The following is a 20,646-nucleotide window of genomic DNA, read 5'->3' as shown; positions in this document are numbered from 1 at the left end:
CGGGCGGTCCGCCCGGCAGAGGCCCGGGGCGTCCCGCCTCACCGCGTCTCAGAGCCAGCCGGCGAACTCCAGGACGGCCTCGGCCTCCCGGCGTCTGCCCAGGGACAGCAGCCGCACCCCGGACTCGACCGCCCGGAACAACGTCCAGCCGCGCAGCCGCTCGGCGGGCACCTCCAGCGAGTCGGCCAGGCCGGCCACCCGCCGGCGGGCGGCGGCCGATCCCCCCGGAGCGGCGATCAGGTCCTCCAAGCGGTCCCTCGCCAGCCGGGCCAGGTCGTAGGCCGGCTCGCCGACCAGCGGCTCCGGACCCACCGCCAGCCAGGGCGCGCGCTCCCCGGACAACACCTTGGACTGCCGGAACCGCCCGTGCAGCAGCAGCGACGCCGCGGAGCCCTCGACCAGCTCCGCCCGCACGGCGAGTGCCTCCTCGATCAGGGGGCGGAGATCCTCGGCGAGCGGCTCCGCGTCGACCGCCTGGCGCAGCCCCCGCGCCGCCGCACCGGTGCGCTGGGCGACCGTCGCGAAACGGTGGTCCGGCCCCGGATCCACCCACAGCCGCCGGATGGTCCCCGCGGCCTCCAACAGCGCCTTCGACTCCCGCAGGGAGCTGAGCGGCACGTCTCCATGGAGCCGTTCGAGCAGCAGCTCCCCCGCGGTGGCATCGGCCTCCAGCAGCCGCACCGCGCCCCAGCCGTCCCAGTGCGCCAGCGCGGCGTGCTCCCGGCGCGCACGTATCCGGGGCGACAACAGCTTCAGTGCGGCCGGGCCGCCGTCCGCCCGACGCACTTGGAGCACCAGGCTGCCGCGGCCGCCCGGGCGCTGGATCCGCCCGGGGGTCAGCTCCCAACGCTCCAGCGCCGCCGCGGTGAGCACGGGCAGAGCCGCCAACCACTCCCGGTCACTCTCCCCGCCTTCCTCGTACACCGCCCGCACCAGGCGCTCCGGCGGCTCAAGAGGGGAGGAGGCGTCGCCGTCCCCGGGCCGTGCTCGAGAAGCCATCCCCCGGCTCCCCCTTTCACTCGCTTCGAACAGTAGCTCGCCGGGAACCGGCGGCCCGATGCCTCAGCCGATGACTACGGGACGGTGCTCCGGCTCCGTCCCTACCCAGGTTCCCGGTCGCTCCCGACGCCGGGCCTCGCCGCCGCTCAAAGGGCGTCCGCGGAACGGCTCGCGGTCTCGGCGGGGGTGTCCGCCGGCCGCTCGCCGAGCCCCGGAAAGGCCACCCCGCCGCCCCGCCAGCGAACCGCCCGCACCGCGGCTTCACGTACCGCGCTCGCAGCCTCCCGGCGCAGCGACCCCTCGGCCACCCGAACCAGGTCGGCGTAGGCCGCGGCCACCCGCTCCTCCAGTTCGGCGGCGAGCCGCACGGCGGCAGCCGAGTCCGGCACCGGGAACGGCAGCGTGTAGGCCGCGGCGGCGGCCGCCGGCCGCCCCCCGAGGTCCCGAACCACACGGTGCATCGCGTCCCGCCGGGCCCGATGGGCCTCGTGCCCGGTGCGGGCCTCCTTCACCCGTTTCTCCGAGATCCGGCCGCCGACCACCCCGTAGCCGTAGACGGCGGCGTGTTCGGCCGCGAGCGCCGCCTGCGCCGCGTCGAGCGCGTCCTCCGGCCGCCCGGCGTCCGCACGGGCCGACGGAACCGCTGAACGGGTCATCGGATACCTCCTTCACGGTCGGCTGCCGCCCACCCCCGGACCCCGCCCATTCAGGCGTCCTCCCTCAGGAGGTAGGCATGGGCCGCCCCCGCCGCGGCCACCGATGCCAGCAGCCTGGCCAGCTCTCCGGGAGCATCGAGCAGGGCCTCCCCACGGCGGCGGACGGCGCTGTCCTCGGCCTCGGCCAGCGCCTTGAGCGCGGCCCGCTCGCTCTTCGGCACCGCCACCGGCCTCGCCTCTTTCCCGTCCGTGCCGCGATCCGCCCCACCGGGAGACGCCCCGGGCGAAGCGGAGCCGGAGATCGGGTCCGGACGCTCTGGGTCGGCGAAGGCCTCGACGTGCCGCGCGGTCTGCTCCCGCAGCGGCCGGAGCCGCTCGCTCAGCCGCGGGTGTGCCTCGACGGTGGCTTCGTACCGGGCCAGCAGGGCCTTCGAATCGCGAGCCGCCCGCCGACGCAGCCGCTGCTCGGCGGCGCTCGGCCCGTCCGAGCCCGCTCCTCCCAACGCGCCGCCGGTCCCCGGCCGGAGGAAGAGGAGTGCCGAGACACCCGCCGCACCGACCAGCAGCCCCCTCCTGTCCAGCCCGCATCGGGCTTCCCGCAGCGGTGTGACGAGCGGCACGGTGCACCTTTCCGGTGTGCGAAGGCCTCGGCGGTGGATGGCGGATTCGAGATGCGAATTCTTGATCGGTCGTGCTGAGCGTACCCGCGGAGGCCCGCCGCATCGCCGAGCGGCTCGACTCGGCCACCGGGAGGTGGCGACCGGGAACCCCGGCGACCCGATATCCTCTGACCTGACACGCGCCCTTCCCACAACAGCACACGCGGCCGAGGAGTCACCCGGATGAGCACCACCCAGAGCGAAAGGCTGCGCGGACTGCTCGAACCGCTGGTCGTCGCAAGAGGCCTGGACCTGGAAGAGATCGAGGTGACCCCCGCCGGGAAGCGCCGCGTCCTGCGGGTCGTGGTCGACTCCGACGACGGCGTCCAACTGGACACCTGCGCCGAGCTGAGCCGGGTCGTCTCCGAGCGGCTCGACGAGACGGACGCCATGGGCGCACACCCCTACGTCCTCGAAGTCACCTCTCCCGGCGCCGACCGGCCGCTGAGCGAGCCGCGCCACTACCGGCGCGCCACGGGCCGGCTGATCAAGGCCCGGCTGACCGACGGCGGCGAACTCGTCGCCCGCATCACCGGCGTGGACGAGGAGGGCATCGAGGTGCGGGTGCCCGGCGTCAAGGGCCGCAAGCCCACCGACCGCCGGCTGGCCTTCGACGAGGTCGAGAAGGCCCGGGTGGAGCTGGAGTTCAACCGCAAGGCCGGCAGCGCCGGTGACCAGGCCGCCGACGGCCAGAGCCAAGAGGAGGCGTAGCCGTGGACATCGACATGAGTGCCCTGCGGGGGCTGGTCCGGGAGAAGGAGATCTCCCTGGACCTGCTGGTCGAGGCGATCGAGTCGGCCCTCCTCATCGCCTACCACCGCACCGAGGGGAGCCGCCGGCAGGCCCGCGTCGAGCTGGACCGGACCACCGGCCACGTCACGGTGTGGGCGAAGGAGGACGTCGGCTCCGCCGACGAGCCGGGCGGCGGGGACGTCGAGCCGGGGCAGGAGCCGCGGGAGTTCGACGACACCCCCTCCGGGTTCGGCCGGATCGCGGCGACCACCGCCAAGCAGGTCATCCTCCAGCGGCTGCGGGACGCCGAGGAGGAGCTGACCTTCGGCGAGTACGCGGGCCGGGAGGGCGATGTCGTCGCGGGCGTCGTCCAGCAGGGCCGGGACCCGAAGAACGTCCTGGTGGACATCGGCAAGCTGGAAGCGATCCTGCCCACCCAGGAGCAGGTGCCGGGCGAGGAGTACCCGCACGGCACCAGGCTGCGCTGCTATGTCGTCCGGGTGGCCAAGGGGGTGCGGGGACCGTCGGTGACGCTCTCCCGGACCCACCCCAACCTGGTCCGGAAACTCTTCGCGATGGAGGTGCCGGAGATCGCCGACGGCACGGTGGAGATCGCCGCCATCGCCCGCGAGTCCGGGCACCGGACCAAGATCGCGGTGCGCTCCACCCGCCCCGGCATCAACGCCAAGGGAGCCTGCATCGGCCCCATGGGGGGCCGGGTGCGCGCGGTGATGGCCGAGCTGAACGGCGAGAAGATCGACATCGTGGACTGGTCGGAGGACCCGGCGGAGCTGGTGGCCCACGCCCTCTCCCCGGCCAGGGTCAGCAAGGTGGACATCGTCGATCTGGCGGCCCGGTCCGCTCGGGTGACCGTCCCCGACTACCAACTCTCCCTGGCGATCGGCAAGGAAGGGCAGAACGCCCGGCTGGCCGCCCGGCTCACCGGCTGGCGGATCGACATCCGCCCGGACACCGAGACGGAGTCGGCCGGCGACCGGATGTGACGGTCTCCGACCCTTCGGGCCGGAGAGAACGCGGAATAGGTGGAGCCGGGCGGCCCCTTACCCCTTAGGGGACAGGGTGTTCGGGGAGGTAGACTGAACTGTGTCTGGCCGGACGCATGCTCGTGCATGCCCTCAGCGAACCTGTGTGGGGTGCCGTGAGCGTGCGGCCCAGGATGATCTGCTGCGTACGGTGCGGGTCGAGGACGGGTGCGTCCCCGATCTTCGCGGTACGCTGCCCGGTCGGGGAGCGTATGTGCACCCCGTACCGGCCTGTCTCGATCTGGCGATCCGCCGTCGGGCGTTCCCCCGGGCCTTCCGGGTGAAGGGAGCGCTGGACACCACGGAACTGCGCCGCACCGTCGAGCAGGCCGCAGACGCCGAGCGGGTTGTACGGCCCGAACAGGCGCAACCGTAAGAGAACGGCACGGGAAGTCCGTGCGGTCAGGTACCTCGCGAGTCGGAAGTAGGTCGAGATTGCGATGAGCACTCGATGAGTACGCGATGAGTACGCCCATGAAGTAGCGACGGTCCGGCGGAATCCGGACCAGAAGGAGCGAAGTGGCAAAGGTCCGGGTATACGAGCTCGCCAAGGAGCTGGGAGTAGAGAGCAAGGTCGTCATGGCCAAGCTCCAGGAACTTGGTGAATTCGTCCGTTCGGCGTCCTCGACCATCGAGGCACCGGTTGTACGCAAACTGACAGACGCTTTCCAGCAGGGCAACGGCTCCGGCCGTCCTGCTGCCAAGCCGGCCGCGCCCCGCAAGGCGGCGCCCGGCAAGCCGACCCCGCCCACCCCCGGCCCCGCCAAGCCGGCGGCGAGCGGCAAGGCGGCCCCGACGCCCGGCCCCCGGCCGGCCACGCCAGGGCCCAAGAGCACACCCCAGCCGCCCACCCCCGGGCCGCGCCCGGGACCGCCGGCCCCGAAGACCCCGGAACGGCAGGCGCCCAAGCCCGGCCCCGCCGCCCCGGCGGCACCCGAGTTCACCGCGCCCCCGGCACCGAAGCCCGGCGCCACCCCCGGCCCCCGGCCGGGACGCCCGGCTCAGGGCCAGGGTCAGGGCGCACGCCCCGGTGCACCGCGCCCCGGTGGCCAGGGCGGTCGCGGCGGCGGTCGTCCCTCCGGGCCGCGCCCGGGTAACAACCCCTTCACCTCCGGTGGCAGCACCGGCATGGCACGTCCGTCCGCGCCCCGGCCGGGCCCCCGCCCCGGTGGTCCGCAGGGCCCCGGTGGCGGTCCCCGTCCGCAGGGCGGCGGCCAGGGCGGGCCTCGTCCGCAGGGCCAGGGCGCTCCCCGTCCGACGCCGGGCGGCATGCCGCGTCCGCAGGGCGGTCCCCGTCCCGGTGGCGGTCCCGCTGGTCCCGGCGGTCCCCGTCCCAACCCGGGCATGATGCCGCAGCGTCCGGCTGCCGGCCCGCGTCCGGGCCCCGGCGGCGGTCGTCCCGGTGCCGGTCGTCCCGGTGCCGGTCGTCCCGGTGGCGGTGGCGGCTTCGGTGGCCGCCCCGGCGGTGGTGGCGGCGGTCGTCCCGGTGGCGGTGGCGGCGGCTTCGGCGGTCGTCCCGGCGGCGGTGGCGGCTTCGGCGGCCGCCCCGGCTTCGGCGGTCGCCCCGGCGGCCCCGGTGGCCGCGGTGGTACGCAGGGTGCCTTCGGCCGCCCCGGCGGTCCGGCGCGTCGCGGACGCAAGTCGAAGCGGCAGCGGCGCCAGGAGTACGAGGCCATGCAGGCCCCGTCGGTCGGCGGTGTGATGCTGCCGCGCGGCAACGGGCAGACCGTCCGGCTGTCGCGGGGTGCCTCGCTCACCGACTTCGCGGAGAAGATCAACGCCAACCCGGCGTCGCTCGTCGCCGTGATGCTCAACCTCGGCGAGATGGTCACCGCGACCCAGTCGGTCTCCGACGAGACGCTGCAACTGCTCGCCGAAGAGATGAACTACGTCGTCGAGATCGTCAGCCCGGAGGAGGAGGACCGCGAGCTTCTCGAGTCCTTCGACATCGAGTTCGGCGAGAACGAGGGCGGCGAGGAGATGCTGCTGCCGCGTCCGCCGGTGGTGACCGTCATGGGTCACGTCGACCACGGTAAGACCCGGCTGCTCGACGCCATCCGCAAGACCAACGTGGGTGGGGGCGAGGCCGGCGGCATCACCCAGCACATCGGTGCCTACCAGGTCGCCACCCACGTCAACGACGAAGAGCGCAGGATCACCTTCATCGACACCCCGGGCCACGAGGCGTTCACCGCCATGCGTGCCCGCGGTGCGAAGTCCACCGACATCGCGATCCTCGTGGTGGCGGCCAACGACGGCGTGATGCCGCAGACCATCGAGGCCCTCAACCACGCCAAGGCGGCGGAGGTGCCCATCGTGGTCGCGGTCAACAAGATCGACGTCGAGGGCGCGGACCCGACGAAGGTACGCGGTCAGCTGACCGAGTACGGCCTGGTCGCCGAGGAGTACGGCGGCGACACCATGTTCGTCGACATCTCCGCCAAGCAGGGGCTGCACATCGACAGCCTGCTGGAGGCCGTCGTCCTCACCGCGGACGCCTCGCTCGACCTGCGGGCCAACCGGGAGCAGGACGCACAGGGCATCGCGATCGAGGCGCACCTCGACCGCGGCCGCGGTGCCGTGGCGACCGTGCTCGTCCAGCGCGGCACGCTGCGGGTCGGCGACACCATGGTCGTCGGCGACGCTCACGGCCGGGTCCGGGCGATGCTCGACGACAACGGGCAGCACATCGAGGAAGCGGGGCCCGCGACCCCCGTCCTGGTGCTGGGACTGACCAACGTCCCCGGCGCCGGCGACAACTTCCTCGTCGTCGACGAGGACCGCACCGCACGGCAGATCGCCGAGAAGCGGGCGGCCCGGGAGCGCAACGCCGCGTTCGCCAAGCGGACCCGCCGGGTCTCGCTGGAGGACCTGGACAAGGTGCTCAAGGCCGGCGAGGTGCAGCAGCTCAACCTCATCATCAAGGGCGACGCGTCCGGTTCGGTGGAGGCTCTCGAGTCCTCGCTGCTCCAGCTCGACGTCGGCGAAGAGGTGGACCTGCGCATCCTGCACCGCGGGGTCGGTGCGGTCACCGAGACCGACATCGACCTGGCGGCCGGCTCCGACGCCATCGTCATCGGCTTCAACGTGCGGGCCGAGGGCCGCGCCACGTCGGCGGCCGAGCGCGAGGGTGTCGACGTCCGGTACTACTCGGTGATCTACCAGGTCATCGAGGAGATCGAGGCGGCGCTCAAGGGCATGCTCAAGCCCGAGTACGAGGAGGTCGAACTCGGTACGGCGGAGATCCGCGAGATCTTCCGTTCGTCCAAGCTCGGCAACATCGCGGGTGTCCTGGTCCGCTCCGGCGAGGTGCGCCGCAACACCAAGGCGCGCCTGGTCCGGGACGGCAAGGTCGTCGCGGAGAACCTCACCATCGAGGGCCTGCGCCGCTTCAAGGACGACGTCACCGAGATCCGGGAAGGCTTCGAGGGCGGTATCAACCTCGGCAGCTACAACGACATCAAGGTCGACGACGTCATCGCGACGTACGAGACGCGGGAGAAGCCACGCGGCTGATCCACGTCGGATGAGCAGGGGCCGGTCGGCGGAGGGTATTTCCGTCGACCGGCCCCGGCCGTCGCACGTAGGGTTCTCCAGGCCCGTGGTCCCGGTGGTTGTCGGGCGCGGCCGCGGAAGAAGACCGGATCACGAGACTCCGGCCGGGGGCACGACCTCCCGGGCCTCGGAGTACGGGAGGTGACCCCATGCCGATGTACGTCGGGACGCTCTCCTTCGACCTGCTCCTCGGCGACGTACGGTCGCTGAAGCAGAAGCGCTCGGTCGTCCGGCCGATCGTCGCCGAGCTCCAGCGGAAGTACGGGGTGAGCGTGGCGGAGGTCGGAGACCAGGATCTCTACCGCAGGGCCCGTATCGGCCTCTGCGCGGTCTCCGGAGAGGCAGGCCACCTCGCGGACCTGCTGGACCGGTGTGAGCGCATGGTCGCCGACCGGCCCGAAGTGGAACTGCTGTCCGTACGGCGGCGGTTCCACGGTGACGAGGACGAGTGAACGACGACAGCGGTCGCCCGGGCAGCGGCCTCGGAACCCACTGAAGCAACACACGGAAGAGACAGAAGGAGACGGACCAGTGGCCGACAACGCGCGGGCCCGCAAGCTGGCCGACCGCATCCAGGTCGTGGTCGCGGAGACCCTGGATCGGCGCATCAAGGATCCGCGACTGGGGTTCGTCACGATCACCGACGCCCGGGTCACCGGGGACCTGCGGGAGGCCACGGTCTTCTACACGGTCTACGGGGACGACGAGGAGCGCGCGGCCTCGGCAGCCGCGCTGGAGAGCGCCAAGGGCGTCCTCCGCTCCGAGGTGGGACGGCAGACCGGGGTCCGCTACACCCCGACCCTGACGTTCGTCCCCGACGCCCTGCCGGAAAACGCCCGCACCATCGACGACCTGCTCGCCCGGGCGCGTGCCCAGGACGAGCAGGTGCGGGAGTCCTCCACCGGAGCCAGCTACGCGGGGGAAGCAGACCCGTACCGCAAGCCGGCCGATGAGAACGAGGAGCAGGACGACGCCTCGGGCAACGCCGGAGGCGAGAGCGGCAGCGGGGGTTCCTCCCCGGCATGAAGCGCACCGGAACAGCTCCGGCGGGCCTGGTCATCGTCGACAAGCCCGCCGGACACACCTCGCACGACGTCGTCGCGCGGCTGCGCGGCATCGCCCGCACCCGCCGCGTCGGCCACGCCGGGACACTGGACCCGATGGCCACCGGGGTCCTGGTGATCGGTCTGGAGAAGGCCACCCGGCTCCTCGGCCACCTGGCGCTGACCGAGAAGGAGTACACCGCGACCATCCGGCTCGGTCAGGCCACCCTCACCGACGACGCCGAGGGTGAGCTCACCGCGTCGGCCGGGACGGCCGGGGTGAGCCGGGAAGCAGTGGACGGCTGGGTCGCCAAGCTCACCGGCGAGATCCAGCAGGTGCCGTCCAGGGTCAGCGCGATCAAGGTCGACGGCAAGCGGTCCTACGCGCGGGTGCGGGAGGGGGAGGAGTTCGAACTGGCCGCCAGGCCGGTCACCGTCTCCTCGTTCACCGTCCACGCGGTACGTGCCGTGGAGGCGGCGGACGGTACGGAGGTGCTGGACGTCGACGCCACCATCGCCTGCTCCTCGGGCACCTATGTGCGGGCGCTCGCCCGCGACCTCGGCGCGGGGCTGGGCGTCGGCGGCCATCTCACCGCGCTGCGGCGCACCCGTGTCGGGCCGTACGGCCTGGACGCGGCCCGCAGCCTGCAGCAGCTCGAGGAGTCGCTGACGGTGATGCCGATCGGCGAGGCGGCGGCAGCCGCCTTCCCTCGCTGGGACGTGGACGGTGAGCAGGCCAGGCTGCTCGGCAACGGCGTCCGCATCAACACGCCGGGCCTGGGGACCACCGGTCCGGTCGCCGTCTTCGGACCGGAGCCGGAGAGTCGCTTCCTGGCCCTGGTGGAGGAGAGCGGCGGCAAGGCGAAGAGCCTGGCGGTCTTCACCTGACATGATCGTCCGGTGCTTCGACGGAGGACGGCGCCTCCGCACCGACCCGCCGGCGACGGCGGAGGTCCGGTGCGGAGCGGACTGCCCGGCATGGCAGGCTTAGGGAGCGGCTTCCGGGCCGTGTACCGATAGGGACATGGGGGCGGTGCCTGGCGGCACCGCGGTCGACAGTTTGGCGAGGAGCAGTCACAGTGCAGCGCTGGCGAGGGCTGGAGGAGATCCCCGAGGGCTGGGGCCGCAGCGTGGTCACCATCGGCTCCTATGACGGCGTGCACCGCGGCCACCAACTGATCATCGGCCGGGCGGTGGAGCGCGCTCGTGAGCTGGGTCTCCCAGCGGTGGTCGTCACCTTCGACCCCCATCCCAGTGAGGTCGTCCGCCCCGGCAGCCACCCGCCGCTGCTGGCGTCCTATCCACGGCGGGCCGAACTGATGGCGGAACTCGGTGTGGACGCGATGCTGATCCTGCCGTTCACTACCGAGTTCTCCCAGTTCTCGCCCGCCGACTTCGTGGTCAAGGTCCTGGTCGACAAGTTGCGCGCCAAGGCCGTCATCGAAGGGCCCAACTTCCGCTTCGGACACCGGGCCGCCGGCAACGTCGAACTCCTCGCCGAGTTGGGCGAGAGCCATGACTACCAGGTCGAGGTGGTCGACCTGTACGTCCGAGGGGCCGCGGGCGGGGGCGAGCCGTTCTCCTCGACGCTGACCCGCGAGTTGGTCGCTGAGGGAGACGTCGCCGGGGCGATGGAGATCCTCGGCCGGCCGCACCGGGTGGAGGGGGTGGTGGTCCGCGGTGCGCAACGCGGCCGCGAACTCGGCTACCCGACCGCCAACCTGGAGACCCTCCCGCACTCGGCGATCCCGGCCGACGGTGTCTACGCCGGCTGGCTCGTGGTCGACGGCGAATCCATGCCCGCGGCCGTCTCCGTCGGCACCAATCCGCAGTTCGACGGGGTGGAGCGGACGGTGGAGGCCTACGCGATCGACCGGGTCGGGCTGGAACTGTACGGGCTGCACGTGGCGGTGGACTTCCTCGCCTTCCTGCGCGGCCAGGAGAAGTTCGAATCGCTCCAGCTACTGCTGGAGCGGATGGCCGAAGACGTGCAGCGCTGCCGGGCGCTCATCACCGGCGCCGGGACCGAGGAACCCGCCTCGACACGCTGAGGGCCGCCGGGAAGCGCTCGGCCTCCCAGGGCGATGCGCCGGGGCGGTCAGGCTCTCCCGGTGACTCAGCGGAACCCACCCGCGGCGGAGCACCGGCCAAGAACGGGCGGGGGACCCGCGAGCCGCGGGTCCCCCGCCCGTGAGCGTCCCTACTGCTGCGGGAAGCCGTAACCACCGGGCTGGCCGGGCTGCTGCTGGGGCCAGCCGGGCTGCTGCGGTGCCGGGGGAGGCGCCGCCCCGGGCTGCCATCCCTGCTGCGGATGGCCCGGGTAATGACCACCGTGGGGCGGAGGCGCCTGCTGCGCGCCGGGCAGCGGAGGGGCGGTCTGCGGAGGCGGGTTGCCGTCCGGCGTCCACAGCCCGTGCTGCTGCTGGTGGCGGGCGAAGTCCTCGGCGACCAGTGCGGACAGACTGAAGTACGCCTCGCGGGTCCTGGGCCGCATCATGTCGAGGTCGACCTCGGCGCCGGCGGAAAGGTGCTCGTCGAACGGGACGACCTGCACCCCTCGGCAGCGCGTCTGGAAGTGCGCCACGATGTCCTCGGTCTTGATCATTTTTCCGGTCTCGCGGACCCCGGAGATGACCGTGATGCTGCGCTGCACCAGTTCGGCGTAGCCGTGTGCGGAGAGCCAGTCGAGCGTGGTGCTGGCGCTGCTGGCACCGTCCACCGACGGAGTCGAGACGATGATGAGCTGGTCGGCGAGGTCCAGGACCCCGCGCATCGCGCTGTAGAGCAGCCCGGTGCCGGAGTCGGTGAGGATGATCGGATACTGCCGGCCGAGTACATCGACGCAGCGGCGGTAGTCCTCGTCGTTGAAGGTGGTGGAGACGGCCGGGTCCACGTCGTTGGCGATGATCTCCAGACCGGAGGGCGCCTGCGAGGTGAACCGGCGGATGTCCATGTAGCTGTGCAGGTGCGGGATGGCCTGCACCAGGTCGCGGATGGTCGCTCCGGTCTCCCGGCGGACCCGTCGGCCGAGCGTGCCGGCGTCCGGGTTGGCGTCGATCGCGAGGATCTTGTCCTGCCGTTCGCTGGCCAGCGTGGCCCCGAGAGCGGTGGTCGTGGTGGTCTTGCCCACCCCGCCCTTGAGACTGATCACCGCGATCCGGTAGCAGGAAAGCACCGGGGTGCGGATGAGCGCGAGCTTCCGCTGCCGCTCGGCCTCCTCCTTCTTGCCGCCCAGCTTGAAGCGTGAGCCACCGCCGTTCCTGCTCTTCGGCTTCTGCTTCCTGTCCCGCAGCAGACGGTCGGCGGAGAGTTCCACGGAGGCGGTGTAGCCGAGCGGCGCGCCCCCTTGCTGCTGACCCGGCTCAGGACCGGTGGGCCAGCCTCCGGCGCGCGGATCGACCGGTGCGACCTGCCCTTGCTGATGGGCCGCGGGCTGAGCCGGCGTCCCCGGCTGCTGGCCCGCCGCAGGCTGTGGGGGCCAGGGTGCCGCGGGCTGTTCGGCAGCCGGAGCCGGCTGGGCGGGGGCACCGGGCTGCGGATAACCGTAGTTGCCGCCGTGGGCCGGGGCGTTCCCCGGCTGGCCGCCGGGCTGCTGTCCGTCCTGCGCCGGGCCGTCGGCCGCGGGCGTCGGAGCCGGCCGGGTGGCTTCCGGGGAGGTGGGGCCGGAGGGCGCCGGGGGAGTGGGCGGCGCTCCGTGCCACCCGCCCGGGGCACCGGCCGGCGGCTGGGGATAGCCGTAGCCGGCGGGCTGCTGGGGGGGTTGCGCACCCTGTTGCGGCGGCCAGGGCGCAGCCGGCCTCGGGTACCCGTAACCGGCGGGCGCCTGCGGTGGGACCGCAGTCGGGGGAGTAGGTGCCGGCGGGGTGGTCGCCGGGGCCGGGCCGGACTGCGGACCGGCGGCTTGGAAGTCGGGGGGCAGCGGCGGCAGACCCGCCGGCGCCGCCGCGCCCGGGGAGGCCGGGGGCGCCGGCCAGCCGGGCGGAGGAGTGTCCTCCGGCTCGTCCTCCGCTTCGGCCTCCGCGGTGGTGGGGTCCGAGGGATCGGACGACCGGTCAGCAGCGGGAGCCCCAACGGAATGTTCCGGGTGCGACGAGGCGGCCGGCGCGGCGGAGACGGACGTCTCACCCACGCCTTGGGCACCCGCCGGAATGGCATCTTCCGGTTCAGTCTCGGTGAGGGGAGTCCCGGCGTCCCCTTCCCCCGCAACGGCTGCCGAGGCCGCCGAAGGGCCGGCCTGCCCCGCGGCACCGCCGGCGGATGCCGGAGGGGCCTGGGTGTACCAGGCCGGCGGGGTGTAGTCGATGGTGAACTCGCCCGTGTGGTCGGGCTCCGCGTCGGACGGATCCCCGCCGGGAGTGTCCCTGCCCGCGCGGCTCTCGTCCCGATCGCTGTTCACAATGCCTCCTGGTTGCTCCGACGCCCACGTCTGCCGCATCAGGGGTGACCCGAAGAACGTCTGACCGTTCGGCGCATCCCCCGGAGCGCGACGCCGCCCGCACCAGCCGGCTGCCGCGGGTCTGTGGCCGCGCCCAAGGCAAGCCTAAACACCCCGGGGGCCACTACGGCAGGGCCGTCCGCATCCGCGAGGAGTTCCGTACGCCGCTCCCGTCCCCAAGCAGCCGTCCGACGACGGGAACACGGCCACCAGTAGACCAGAGGTCACGGCTCGGCGAACGGACGGGGAGCTCAGTCCATCCTCCGGGCGACACCCAGCAGACCCGATTCCACGTCGGTCGGCGCGGTCGTCACCAGCCGCCGCTCCCGCCCCGAACACCAGAGCGTGACGCCGTCGTCGAGCGTCGGAAGCGCCTCCGACTCCTCGGCCGACAACCCGAGGATCCGGGCCGTCCTGGCCGCCTCGTCGGGGGACACCCGCTGAACCCCGACGACGTCCGCGAACTCCATCAACCGTGGGGCGGCCGGGCTCAGATACGGCAGCAGGGTCAGCACCGACTGCCACGGCGCGGGCGTCACCCGGCCCCGCGGCGGCTTCATACCGCAGTCCCGGACCACCAGTACCGGGCTGCTCACCGAGGCGCCCATCGGAGGCACCCGCCCGACATCGTGCAACGTCATGCACTGCTGCTCTCCCCCCGCAGCCTGCGCCAACGCCGCCCAGGTCGAGGCCCGCCCCGTCTCGACGGCGACCCGGGCCCCCGTACCCGCGGCCCGCAGCGCGAGGACCTGGGCCGTCCAGACACCGCCGACCAGCACCACCTGCGAGGGGGCCGCGCGGTGGCAGCCCAGCACCGCCGGACCGCCGTCCTCGCCCACGCCCACGACCACCCCGTCGTCACCCACCGGCAGGGAGAGCGCGGACAGCCGTTCCGCGGTGAGAGCGTGCCGTTCCCGGCGCGGGCCGATCAACCCGAAGCCGGTGCGCGGCCGGCGCCCGGCCCGCACCGCCCCGGAGGACGGTGGTGTACCAGTTGCGGACATCAGTGCGCACCTCCCAGCGGGAGCGTGGCCAGCAGACCCGGCAACTGCTCACGGTCCAAGCGGACGAGGTTGGTCCGTAGCCCGTTCGCGGTCTCCAGCAAAGCCCGCCGCGCCGACTCCAGTTCCCGGTCGCTCCGGCCGGTGACCCGCAGATGACCGGCGACCGAAACCTCCCGTCTGCCTCGTCCGCGCAGGGTCAGAGAGAAGGTCGTGGCCAGTGCCGGCACCGAGGTCAGCGGCGCCACCAGTTGCGGGAGTGACACCCCGCCCGCCCCCAACTGCGGCCAGCGCGCCACCCAGAACGTCGTATGCCGACGATCGTCGCACCGCCAGGTCCGCGCCGACTCCCTGGTGCGCCGTGCCGGGCGGTCCGCCCGGCCGGCCTGGGCCGTGGCCATGGGGTGCGCGCACAGCGAGGTGGCCACCGCGGAGAGCAGTTGGTCCTCCGACAGCACCGTCGCCTGGAAACCCGCTCCCGTCACCCGGCTGGCCAACTGGTCGGCCACGCGCAGCAGACACCGCTGCGCCCCGTCGAGCCCGCCGCCGCGCGCCGCCACCTCCTCCGCGCACAGCTCCGGGTCGAATCTCAGCGCGACCCAGGTGAGCCGCACCGACGGTGCGCTCTCCCACTCGCGCAGCGGCTGGTAGTTGCGTGCCGCCACCGACTGCTCCGGCAGGTGCGGTGCCGGCGCCGGTTGGGTGTGCTGCACGATCTGCACCGACTCCAGCCGGATACCGTCGACCCCGGACAACGCGTCCACCAGCGGCCCGAGCGGCAGCGCCTGCCGAGGGCGCAGTCCCACCGACCTCGGCTCGATCTGCAGGACGGCGGTGAGGAAGGTGCCGTCTCCGACCATCCCGACCGTGCGGTGATCCCGCACGGTGAAACCGTACGTCCGCAGCGACGGCTCGCACTCCACCACCGGCGCCAGCCGCGGATCGGTCTGCGGCCCAACGGCGAGCAGCCCGGTGGCCGCCCGACGCTGCCTGCGGCGCAGCGCCAGCACACTCCCCAGCCACTCCGGCAGCGAACGGTTGCGCCGGCGCAGCAGAGCGAGCAGTACCAGCGCGGCGGCGACCAGAGTGGCCGGGATGAGCAACAGCGGGTCGACGACCCAGGCCACCAGGAGAACCGCGGCGGAGAGCTCCACCAGTACCAACTGGCGCAGCCCCAACGGACCCAGCCGGGCTGCTCGGGAGTCCAGCCGCAGCACCGCGGAACCGGTGGCCGCCGTCTCCTGGTCCCGCCCGGCCGCCGCACCGGCCCGTGCGCTCCTGGGACCAGCAGACCCGGACGGAGCAGCCTCTGCACCCCGACCGCCCGAACCGCCGCGCGGGATGGTCGCCTCGGAGACCGGAGCGGTGCCCGAGCCCCTCGACCAGGTCGTCCCTGCCCTAGCCATGCGCTCCAAGCCCCCTGCTGTATCCATCGATATTCCCCGCCCGCAGGGGAGTTGACCGAACGTCACCCTACCCGCACGCGCGGTGCCGACCGCAGCCCGGCATAGTAGTCGGCGAACGACGACGGGCGACGAGGCCCGTCCAGGCCACGAGCACTCGGGGGAAACAGCGATCATGGTGTCCCGACGGGACCAGCGCACCGCGTCCAACGGCACGGGCAGGCGCTCCGCACCCCCTGCTCCGGTACCCGTCTCGCTGCTCACGGCCGCGCTGCTCGCCGCGGTCTCCCTCGCTCCCGCCTCCGCCCCGGTGGTCGCCGAGCCGCGCAACGGCGCCACCGCGCTCGCCGACAGCGAACGAGTCAGCACCCGGACCGTCGCCCTGGCCGAGGACGAAGAGCAGGCGGGCCGCTGCACGTACCCGATGAAGGAGCAGTTCAAAGGCCGGCCCTGGGCCCTGCAACGCGTGATCTTCGACCAGCTGTGGCAGGACACCAAGGGGCGTGATCCCAGCGGGAAACCGGTCCGAGTAGCCGTCATCGACACCGGGGTCGACCGCGCCAATCCGCAGTTGAAGGCGGCGGTGGACGCAGGCAGCGGAGCCGACTTCGTCAAGGGGGCCAAGGCCGGGAAGAGCAGCGGCGACGGGACGGTGGACACCGTCGGGCACGGCACCAAGGTGGCCGGCATCATCGCCGCCCGGCCCGTGAAAGGCACCGGCTTCGTCGGCCTGGCACCGGAGGCGAAGATCATCCCGATCCGGCAGAACGACGAGAAGGGCAACGGGACCACCGGCACACTGGCGCTCGCCATCGACCACGCGGTGCGAGAGGGCGCGGACGTCATCAACATCTCGCAGGACACCGAGAAACCGATCTCGAAGAACTCCGTGCTGTACCGGGCCGTCAACCGGGCGCTCGACCACGGCGCGGTCGTCGTCGCCTCAGCCGGCAACGACGGCCTGGACGGCAAGGTCAAGGAGACCTATCCGGCGGCCTACGACGGCGTCATCGCCGTGGCCTCCTCGGACCGCAACAACGAACGCGCGCCGTTCTCCCAGCGCGGCGACTTCGTCGACGTCGCCGCGCCCGGAGTGGACATAGTCTCGACGGTCCCGGGCTTCGGCCAGTGTGTCGACAACGGCACCAGCTTCTCCGCCCCCTACGTATCCGCCGTGGCCGCGCTGCTCCGCGCCAAACACCCGGACTGGAAGAACTACGAGATCGCCGCCCAGATCCAGCAGACCGCCGAGCGCAGTATCAACGGCCGTGACGACAACGTCGGTTGGGGCGTCGTCGACCCGGCCCGCGCGCTCACCGAGGACGACCGCCGCATCGCCGAACCCACACCGGACTCCGGACTGTGGAAGATCCCGCCACCGGAGCCGGCGGCGCTGAGCGTCGGCGAGACGCCGCAGGAACGCCAGACGCGGTACGCGACGTATGCCCTCGGCAGCACCGTCCTGCTGACCGTCGTCGTGGCGGGCACCGCCATCGTCCTCCGCGACCACCGGCGCCGACGCGGCTGACCCGCCGCCTAGAACGACGCTCGGCAACAGCCCCGTGTCACACCAGCGTCATCAGGTGATGGTGAGCGGGTACCGATGCGACGGGCGCTCCCGAACGGCGAATCGACAGACGGTAGGGTTTTACGAAATATTGAACGCCGTCCGTCGGCAGGGACTGCGTCCGACCCGCTTCTCGCCAGCTCCTGGGAGGCGGGTGTACCGGGGGACGGGAAAGCCGGCCGGGTGGCGGGCCGACCAGAAGAGGTACGCAGTTCATGTCTCAGCCACCACAGCCGCCCGAGCAGTCGCCGCAGGGCGGATTCGGCCCACCACAGGACTCTTCCAACGGGGGAGCGACCCCGCCCGGCGAGCCGCCGAACATGCCGCCACCGCCCGCCGCGCCGGCCGGATCGTCCGCTGACGGGCACGGCGCACCGCCGCCGCCGAGCCAGCCGCCCAGCATGCCCCCGCCGCCGGCCGGCCCGCCTCCCGGCACACCCCCCGGCTGGGGGCCCGCCGACCCGAACGCCGCGGCGAACCCCTATGCCCAGCCGCCGTCCCCGCAGTACGGAGCCGCCCCGCAGTACGGTGCCAACCCGCAGTACGGGGCACCGGGCAAGGGGCCGGGAGGCAGCTCCAAGAAGCGACTCGCCGTCATCATCGGCTCCGCCGCGGTGGCGCTCGCCCTGATAGCCGGCGGAGTGGTGTTCGCGCTCAACAAGAGCGAGGACGAGAAGGTCGCCGAGGGAAGCTCGGCGAGCGACGGCAAGGAGAAGGACGGGGGAGACAGGAGCGAGGACAAGCCGCAGGACGACGACGCCGGCGGTCGGGACGGCGGCGGCCTCGAGGGCGTCGGCGGGGACGGTGAAGCCAAACTGCTCTGGCAGCAGGATTCGCCCCAGGTCCCCAAGAGCGGGGTCGACTCACCGGGCCTCTGGACCGCAGGCAAGACCGTCGTCAAACCGTTCCTCACCTCCGTCGCCGGGTACAACGTGTCCTCCGGGGACGAGGAGTGGACCGTCGAGCTCGGCGGCAACGTCTGCGCCGCTCCCAAGAGCGCCAGCGAGGACGACAAGGTCGTGGTGGCCTACGAGGGCAAGAAGGACTCGTGCAGCAAGGTCGCCATGATCGACCTCAAGACGGGGAAGAAGGTCTGGGACAATCCGCTGCCGAAGGGCGGGGGGTTCGGCTCCAGTTACACCTGGACGTCACTGGCCATCAGCGGTGACGCCGCCGGCGTCACCTGGTTCGGCGGAACCACGCTGCTTCGGGTCAGCGACGGAAAGGAGCTTCCCAAGCCCAAGATGCCGGCCGGCTGCTCCGTCGACGGCTACGCCGGAGGCGAGGCACTCCTCCGGATCTCCTCCTGCCTCGACACCGGTTCGAAGCTGGAGAAGGTCGACCCGGCCAACGGCAAGACGCTCTGGAGCTACCAGACCAAGAAGGAAGTCGAGGTCAGCAAGATCTTCTCGACTTCGCCCGCGGTCGTCTCCCTGGTCGGGGAGAAGGACCGCAAGGGAGCCGGCGTCGTGGCCGTCGACGACAAGGGCAAGCTCCGCTCCGAACTCGACCTGGGCCAGGGGAAGTACCAGCCGGCCTGCGGCATGCTCTCGATGAACGACCCCGACAGCTGCCGGGGCATCGCCGCTGACGCCGACACCCTCTACCTGCCGACCGCGGCCGAGAAGGACGACGAGACGTTCGGCCGCAGCAACGAGATCCACGCCTTCGACCTCGACACGGGCAAGGTGAAGTGGAAGGCGAGCCCGGCCGAGGGTGCGACCTCCAGTCCGATGAGGACCGAGGACGGGAAGCTCATCGCCTACCAGGAGCCGACGTACGACGAGAGCGGCGCGATCCTGAGCCTCGACGCGGGCGACGGGAAGGCCGAGGTCCTGATGAAGAACCCGGCCGCGTCGGTGGGCATCGAGGACGGCTTCTACTCCTCGGTCGTTCTCTACGAGGACGGCCGTTTCTACATCGGTGCGGCTCGCCTGACCGGCGACGAGAAGCTCCTCGTGGCCTTCGGCGAGGACTGACCACACCCGCCTCCGGCGCGAGACGCCGAGGCCGGCACCAAGTGGCCGCCCGGTCTTGAGGTTCGAAATCGAACCTCAAGACCGGGCGGCCACACGCGTGTCATCCGTTCGTGCGTTCCGAGGCATCCCGCCCGGGCTAGCAGAGCAGCCCGTCCTTCCGTATTACCCGACGATGACTCACCTCACCTTCGCTGGTAGCGTGTTGGGTACGTCGCAGCGTGTGACTAGGGTAAGTGGATCAAGCTTCACAAACGCGACGGAGGGGGATCAGCCTTATGGGGGGTCGAGGCGGCGGGGGCGAGAACCTCGATGTGGGGAGCGTCAGTCTCCAGTCCTTCAAGAGCCGGATCGACGAAATACTGATCGGACTGGACGCGTCCGCGGCCACACCGCACAAACTCGGCGAGCAGGCGGTATCCACCACCGCGTTCGGCACCGGGTTCGCGGCGGCCGAGGAACTGGCGAGCCACTACGAGAAGATCCGCACCCGGCTCGAAACACTCTCCCGCACCTTCTGCGAGCAGATCGAGGCCATGGGACTCGCCGTAGACATGGCGGACAAGGACTACCAGGGCATCGACGCGGAGCAGGCGGCGCGCTTGCGCGCCATCATGGCGCGCACCGAGAAGCACTACCAGTCTCCGACCGGCGCCGGGGCGAACACCCCCGAGATCGGCAGTGGCGAGACTGTCGATGGCGGCGCCTTCAGCTGATGGGGGAGTGAAGATGGCGCAGGACGAGTTCGAAGGCAGTTCGCTGGACGCGCTCTACGCAATGGTGGCGAATGCCAATCCCGCAGAACTCACCAGCGTGAGCGAGGCGTTGAGAGAGGCCAGCTCCAAGATCAACCAAGTCGCCGAGGCTCTCCGGGTCTACGTCGGTCGGGTCGAGTGGGAGGGCGAGGGGGGCGACGCCTTCCGCGAGTGGGGGCGGGAGATGATCAACGAGACCCTCAGGCTCGGTGAGTACAGCACTGTCGTCGGTGCTCAAATGGCCCATGCCGGGCAGGCGCTGAGGGAAGCTCAGGCAGCTGTACCGAAGCCCAACGGCGAGTGCTCCATCGACCCGGTGAAGGAAGCTGCCCGGCTCAAGGAGGAGAAGGGCAAACGAGAGGAAGCCATCGCGCAGCTGAACCGGCTTTCCTCCTACTACCGGACTTCCTCAGCCGTCATAAACGCTGAGCCCGAGCCCAACTTCCGGCCGATGGCAGGAGCAAGGCGAGGTGAGGTCTTCGATGACTTGATCTCTGCACGGGCTCTGGAAGAGGGACATGCATCAGCTTATGGACGCAGAGTCAACGAACCGCTTGAGTCTGGCGTCTCCCAGGCAGGCAAGCCGGTAGACGTTGGATCAGTAGCGCGGGAAACGGGCACGGTAATCGACTCTGCCGTCATTCCAGCAGTCTCCGAAAACAAGGCGTATCCGGTAAATATCTCCTCTAATTCCGTTACGCAGAACGCGAGCTCGGATAGTTCACCGCCTCAAATTCGGCCCGGCATTCCCGCCGCATGGAACACGCTTCAACGTTCGCAGTCATCCGGTGTGTCAAGGGGTGTACCAGGTGGCCCACGTGG

Annotated in this window: 16 protein-coding genes and 1 pseudogene; 11 read left to right on the top strand and 6 right to left on the bottom strand. The window is 71.8% G+C overall.

Annotated elements, in window-relative coordinates; all coding sequences use genetic code 11:
• Positions 1-48: 48 nt before the first annotated feature.
• The 3 genes from BGP73_RS14650 to BGP73_RS14640 all read right to left on the bottom strand — a co-directional run bounded on the left by BGP73_RS14650 (position 49) and on the right by BGP73_RS14640 (position 2,275).
• Positions 49-999, bottom strand: a complete 951-nt coding sequence (locus BGP73_RS14650) for an aminoglycoside phosphotransferase family protein (RefSeq protein WP_069814889.1) — start codon at positions 997-999, stop codon at positions 49-51.
• 146 nt (positions 1,000-1,145) lie between these two features.
• Complete coding sequence (locus tag BGP73_RS14645) at positions 1,146-1,655, bottom strand: ferritin-like domain-containing protein (RefSeq protein ID WP_069814887.1); 510 nt, start codon at positions 1,653-1,655, stop codon at positions 1,146-1,148.
• 50 nt (positions 1,656-1,705) lie between these two features.
• A complete protein-coding gene (locus tag BGP73_RS14640) occupies positions 1,706-2,275 on the bottom strand; it encodes a hypothetical protein (protein WP_244501209.1) in 570 nt (189 codons plus the stop codon).
• Positions 2,276-2,497: 222 nt separating this feature from the next.
• On the opposite strand from BGP73_RS14640, the gene rimP reads away from it, so the two are divergent.
• The 8 genes from rimP to BGP73_RS14600 all read left to right on the top strand — a co-directional run bounded on the left by rimP (position 2,498) and on the right by BGP73_RS14600 (position 10,738).
• Positions 2,498-3,025 (top strand): ribosome maturation factor RimP, encoded by a 528-nt coding sequence (gene rimP, locus BGP73_RS14635; RefSeq protein WP_069814885.1) that lies wholly within the window; start codon positions 2,498-2,500, stop codon positions 3,023-3,025.
• Between the two features lie 2 nt (positions 3,026-3,027).
• Positions 3,028-4,050, top strand: coding sequence for a transcription termination factor NusA (nusA, locus tag BGP73_RS14630; protein ID WP_069814883.1), 1,023 nt, complete (start codon positions 3,028-3,030; stop codon positions 4,048-4,050).
• Positions 4,051-4,150: 100 nt separating this feature from the next.
• Positions 4,151-4,465 (top strand): YlxR family protein, encoded by a 315-nt coding sequence (locus BGP73_RS14625; protein WP_069814881.1) that lies wholly within the window; start codon positions 4,151-4,153, stop codon positions 4,463-4,465.
• A gap of 143 nt (positions 4,466-4,608) precedes the next feature.
• A complete protein-coding gene (gene infB, locus BGP73_RS22165; protein ID WP_079127535.1) occupies positions 4,609-7,605 on the top strand; it encodes a translation initiation factor IF-2 in 2,997 nt (998 codons plus the stop codon).
• Between the two features lie 194 nt (positions 7,606-7,799).
• Entirely contained in the window at positions 7,800-8,096 is a 297-nt protein-coding gene (locus BGP73_RS14615) for a DUF503 domain-containing protein (protein ID WP_069815366.1), read from the top strand.
• Between the two features lie 79 nt (positions 8,097-8,175).
• The gene (rbfA, locus tag BGP73_RS14610; protein ID WP_069814876.1) at positions 8,176-8,670 is read left to right on the top strand and encodes a 30S ribosome-binding factor RbfA; all 495 of its coding nucleotides are present in this window, start codon (positions 8,176-8,178) and stop codon (positions 8,668-8,670) included.
• Positions 8,667-9,575, top strand: a complete 909-nt coding sequence (gene truB / locus BGP73_RS14605) for a tRNA pseudouridine(55) synthase TruB (protein WP_069814874.1) — start codon at positions 8,667-8,669, stop codon at positions 9,573-9,575. The genes rbfA and truB overlap by 4 nt, the downstream gene beginning before the upstream one ends.
• A 191-nt stretch (positions 9,576-9,766) precedes the next feature.
• Complete coding sequence (locus BGP73_RS14600; RefSeq protein WP_069814872.1) at positions 9,767-10,738, top strand: bifunctional riboflavin kinase/FAD synthetase; 972 nt, start codon at positions 9,767-9,769, stop codon at positions 10,736-10,738.
• Between the two features lie 206 nt (positions 10,739-10,944).
• Here the strand turns inward: BGP73_RS14600 and BGP73_RS22160 are convergent.
• The 3 genes and pseudogenes from BGP73_RS22160 to eccE all read right to left on the bottom strand — a co-directional run.
• A pseudogene (locus tag BGP73_RS22160) lies at positions 10,945-13,083 on the bottom strand (SCO5717 family growth-regulating ATPase); the annotation flags it as partial.
• 290 nt (positions 13,084-13,373) lie between these two features.
• Positions 13,374-14,126, bottom strand: a complete 753-nt coding sequence (locus BGP73_RS14590; protein WP_069814868.1) for a hypothetical protein — start codon at positions 14,124-14,126, stop codon at positions 13,374-13,376.
• Complete coding sequence (eccE, locus tag BGP73_RS14585; protein WP_079127533.1) at positions 14,126-15,529, bottom strand: type VII secretion protein EccE; 1,404 nt, start codon at positions 15,527-15,529, stop codon at positions 14,126-14,128. The genes BGP73_RS14590 and eccE overlap by 1 nt, the downstream gene beginning before the upstream one ends.
• A 172-nt stretch (positions 15,530-15,701) precedes the next feature.
• On the opposite strand from eccE, the gene mycP reads away from it, so the two are divergent.
• The 3 genes from mycP (at position 15,702) to BGP73_RS14570 (ending at position 19,785) form a co-directional block, all read left to right on the top strand.
• Complete coding sequence (mycP, locus tag BGP73_RS14580; RefSeq protein ID WP_079127532.1) at positions 15,702-17,054, top strand: type VII secretion-associated serine protease mycosin; 1,353 nt, start codon at positions 15,702-15,704, stop codon at positions 17,052-17,054.
• A 440-nt stretch (positions 17,055-17,494) separates the two neighbouring features.
• Positions 17,495-19,072: an outer membrane protein assembly factor BamB family protein gene (locus BGP73_RS14575; RefSeq protein ID WP_079127531.1), complete on the top strand. Its 1,578-nt coding sequence runs from the start codon at positions 17,495-17,497 to the stop codon at positions 19,070-19,072.
• 275 nt (positions 19,073-19,347) lie between these two features.
• The gene (locus BGP73_RS14570; protein WP_069814864.1) at positions 19,348-19,785 is read left to right on the top strand and encodes a hypothetical protein; all 438 of its coding nucleotides are present in this window, start codon (positions 19,348-19,350) and stop codon (positions 19,783-19,785) included.
• The last annotated feature ends 861 nt before the right edge of the window (positions 19,786-20,646 follow it).

It is taken from the genome of Streptomyces sp. TP-A0874 (assembly GCF_001748085.1).
In the GTDB taxonomy this organism is placed as follows: Bacteria; Actinomycetota; Actinomycetes; order Streptomycetales; family Streptomycetaceae; genus Streptomyces.
This window is presented reverse-complemented; position numbering and strand designations above follow the sequence as displayed.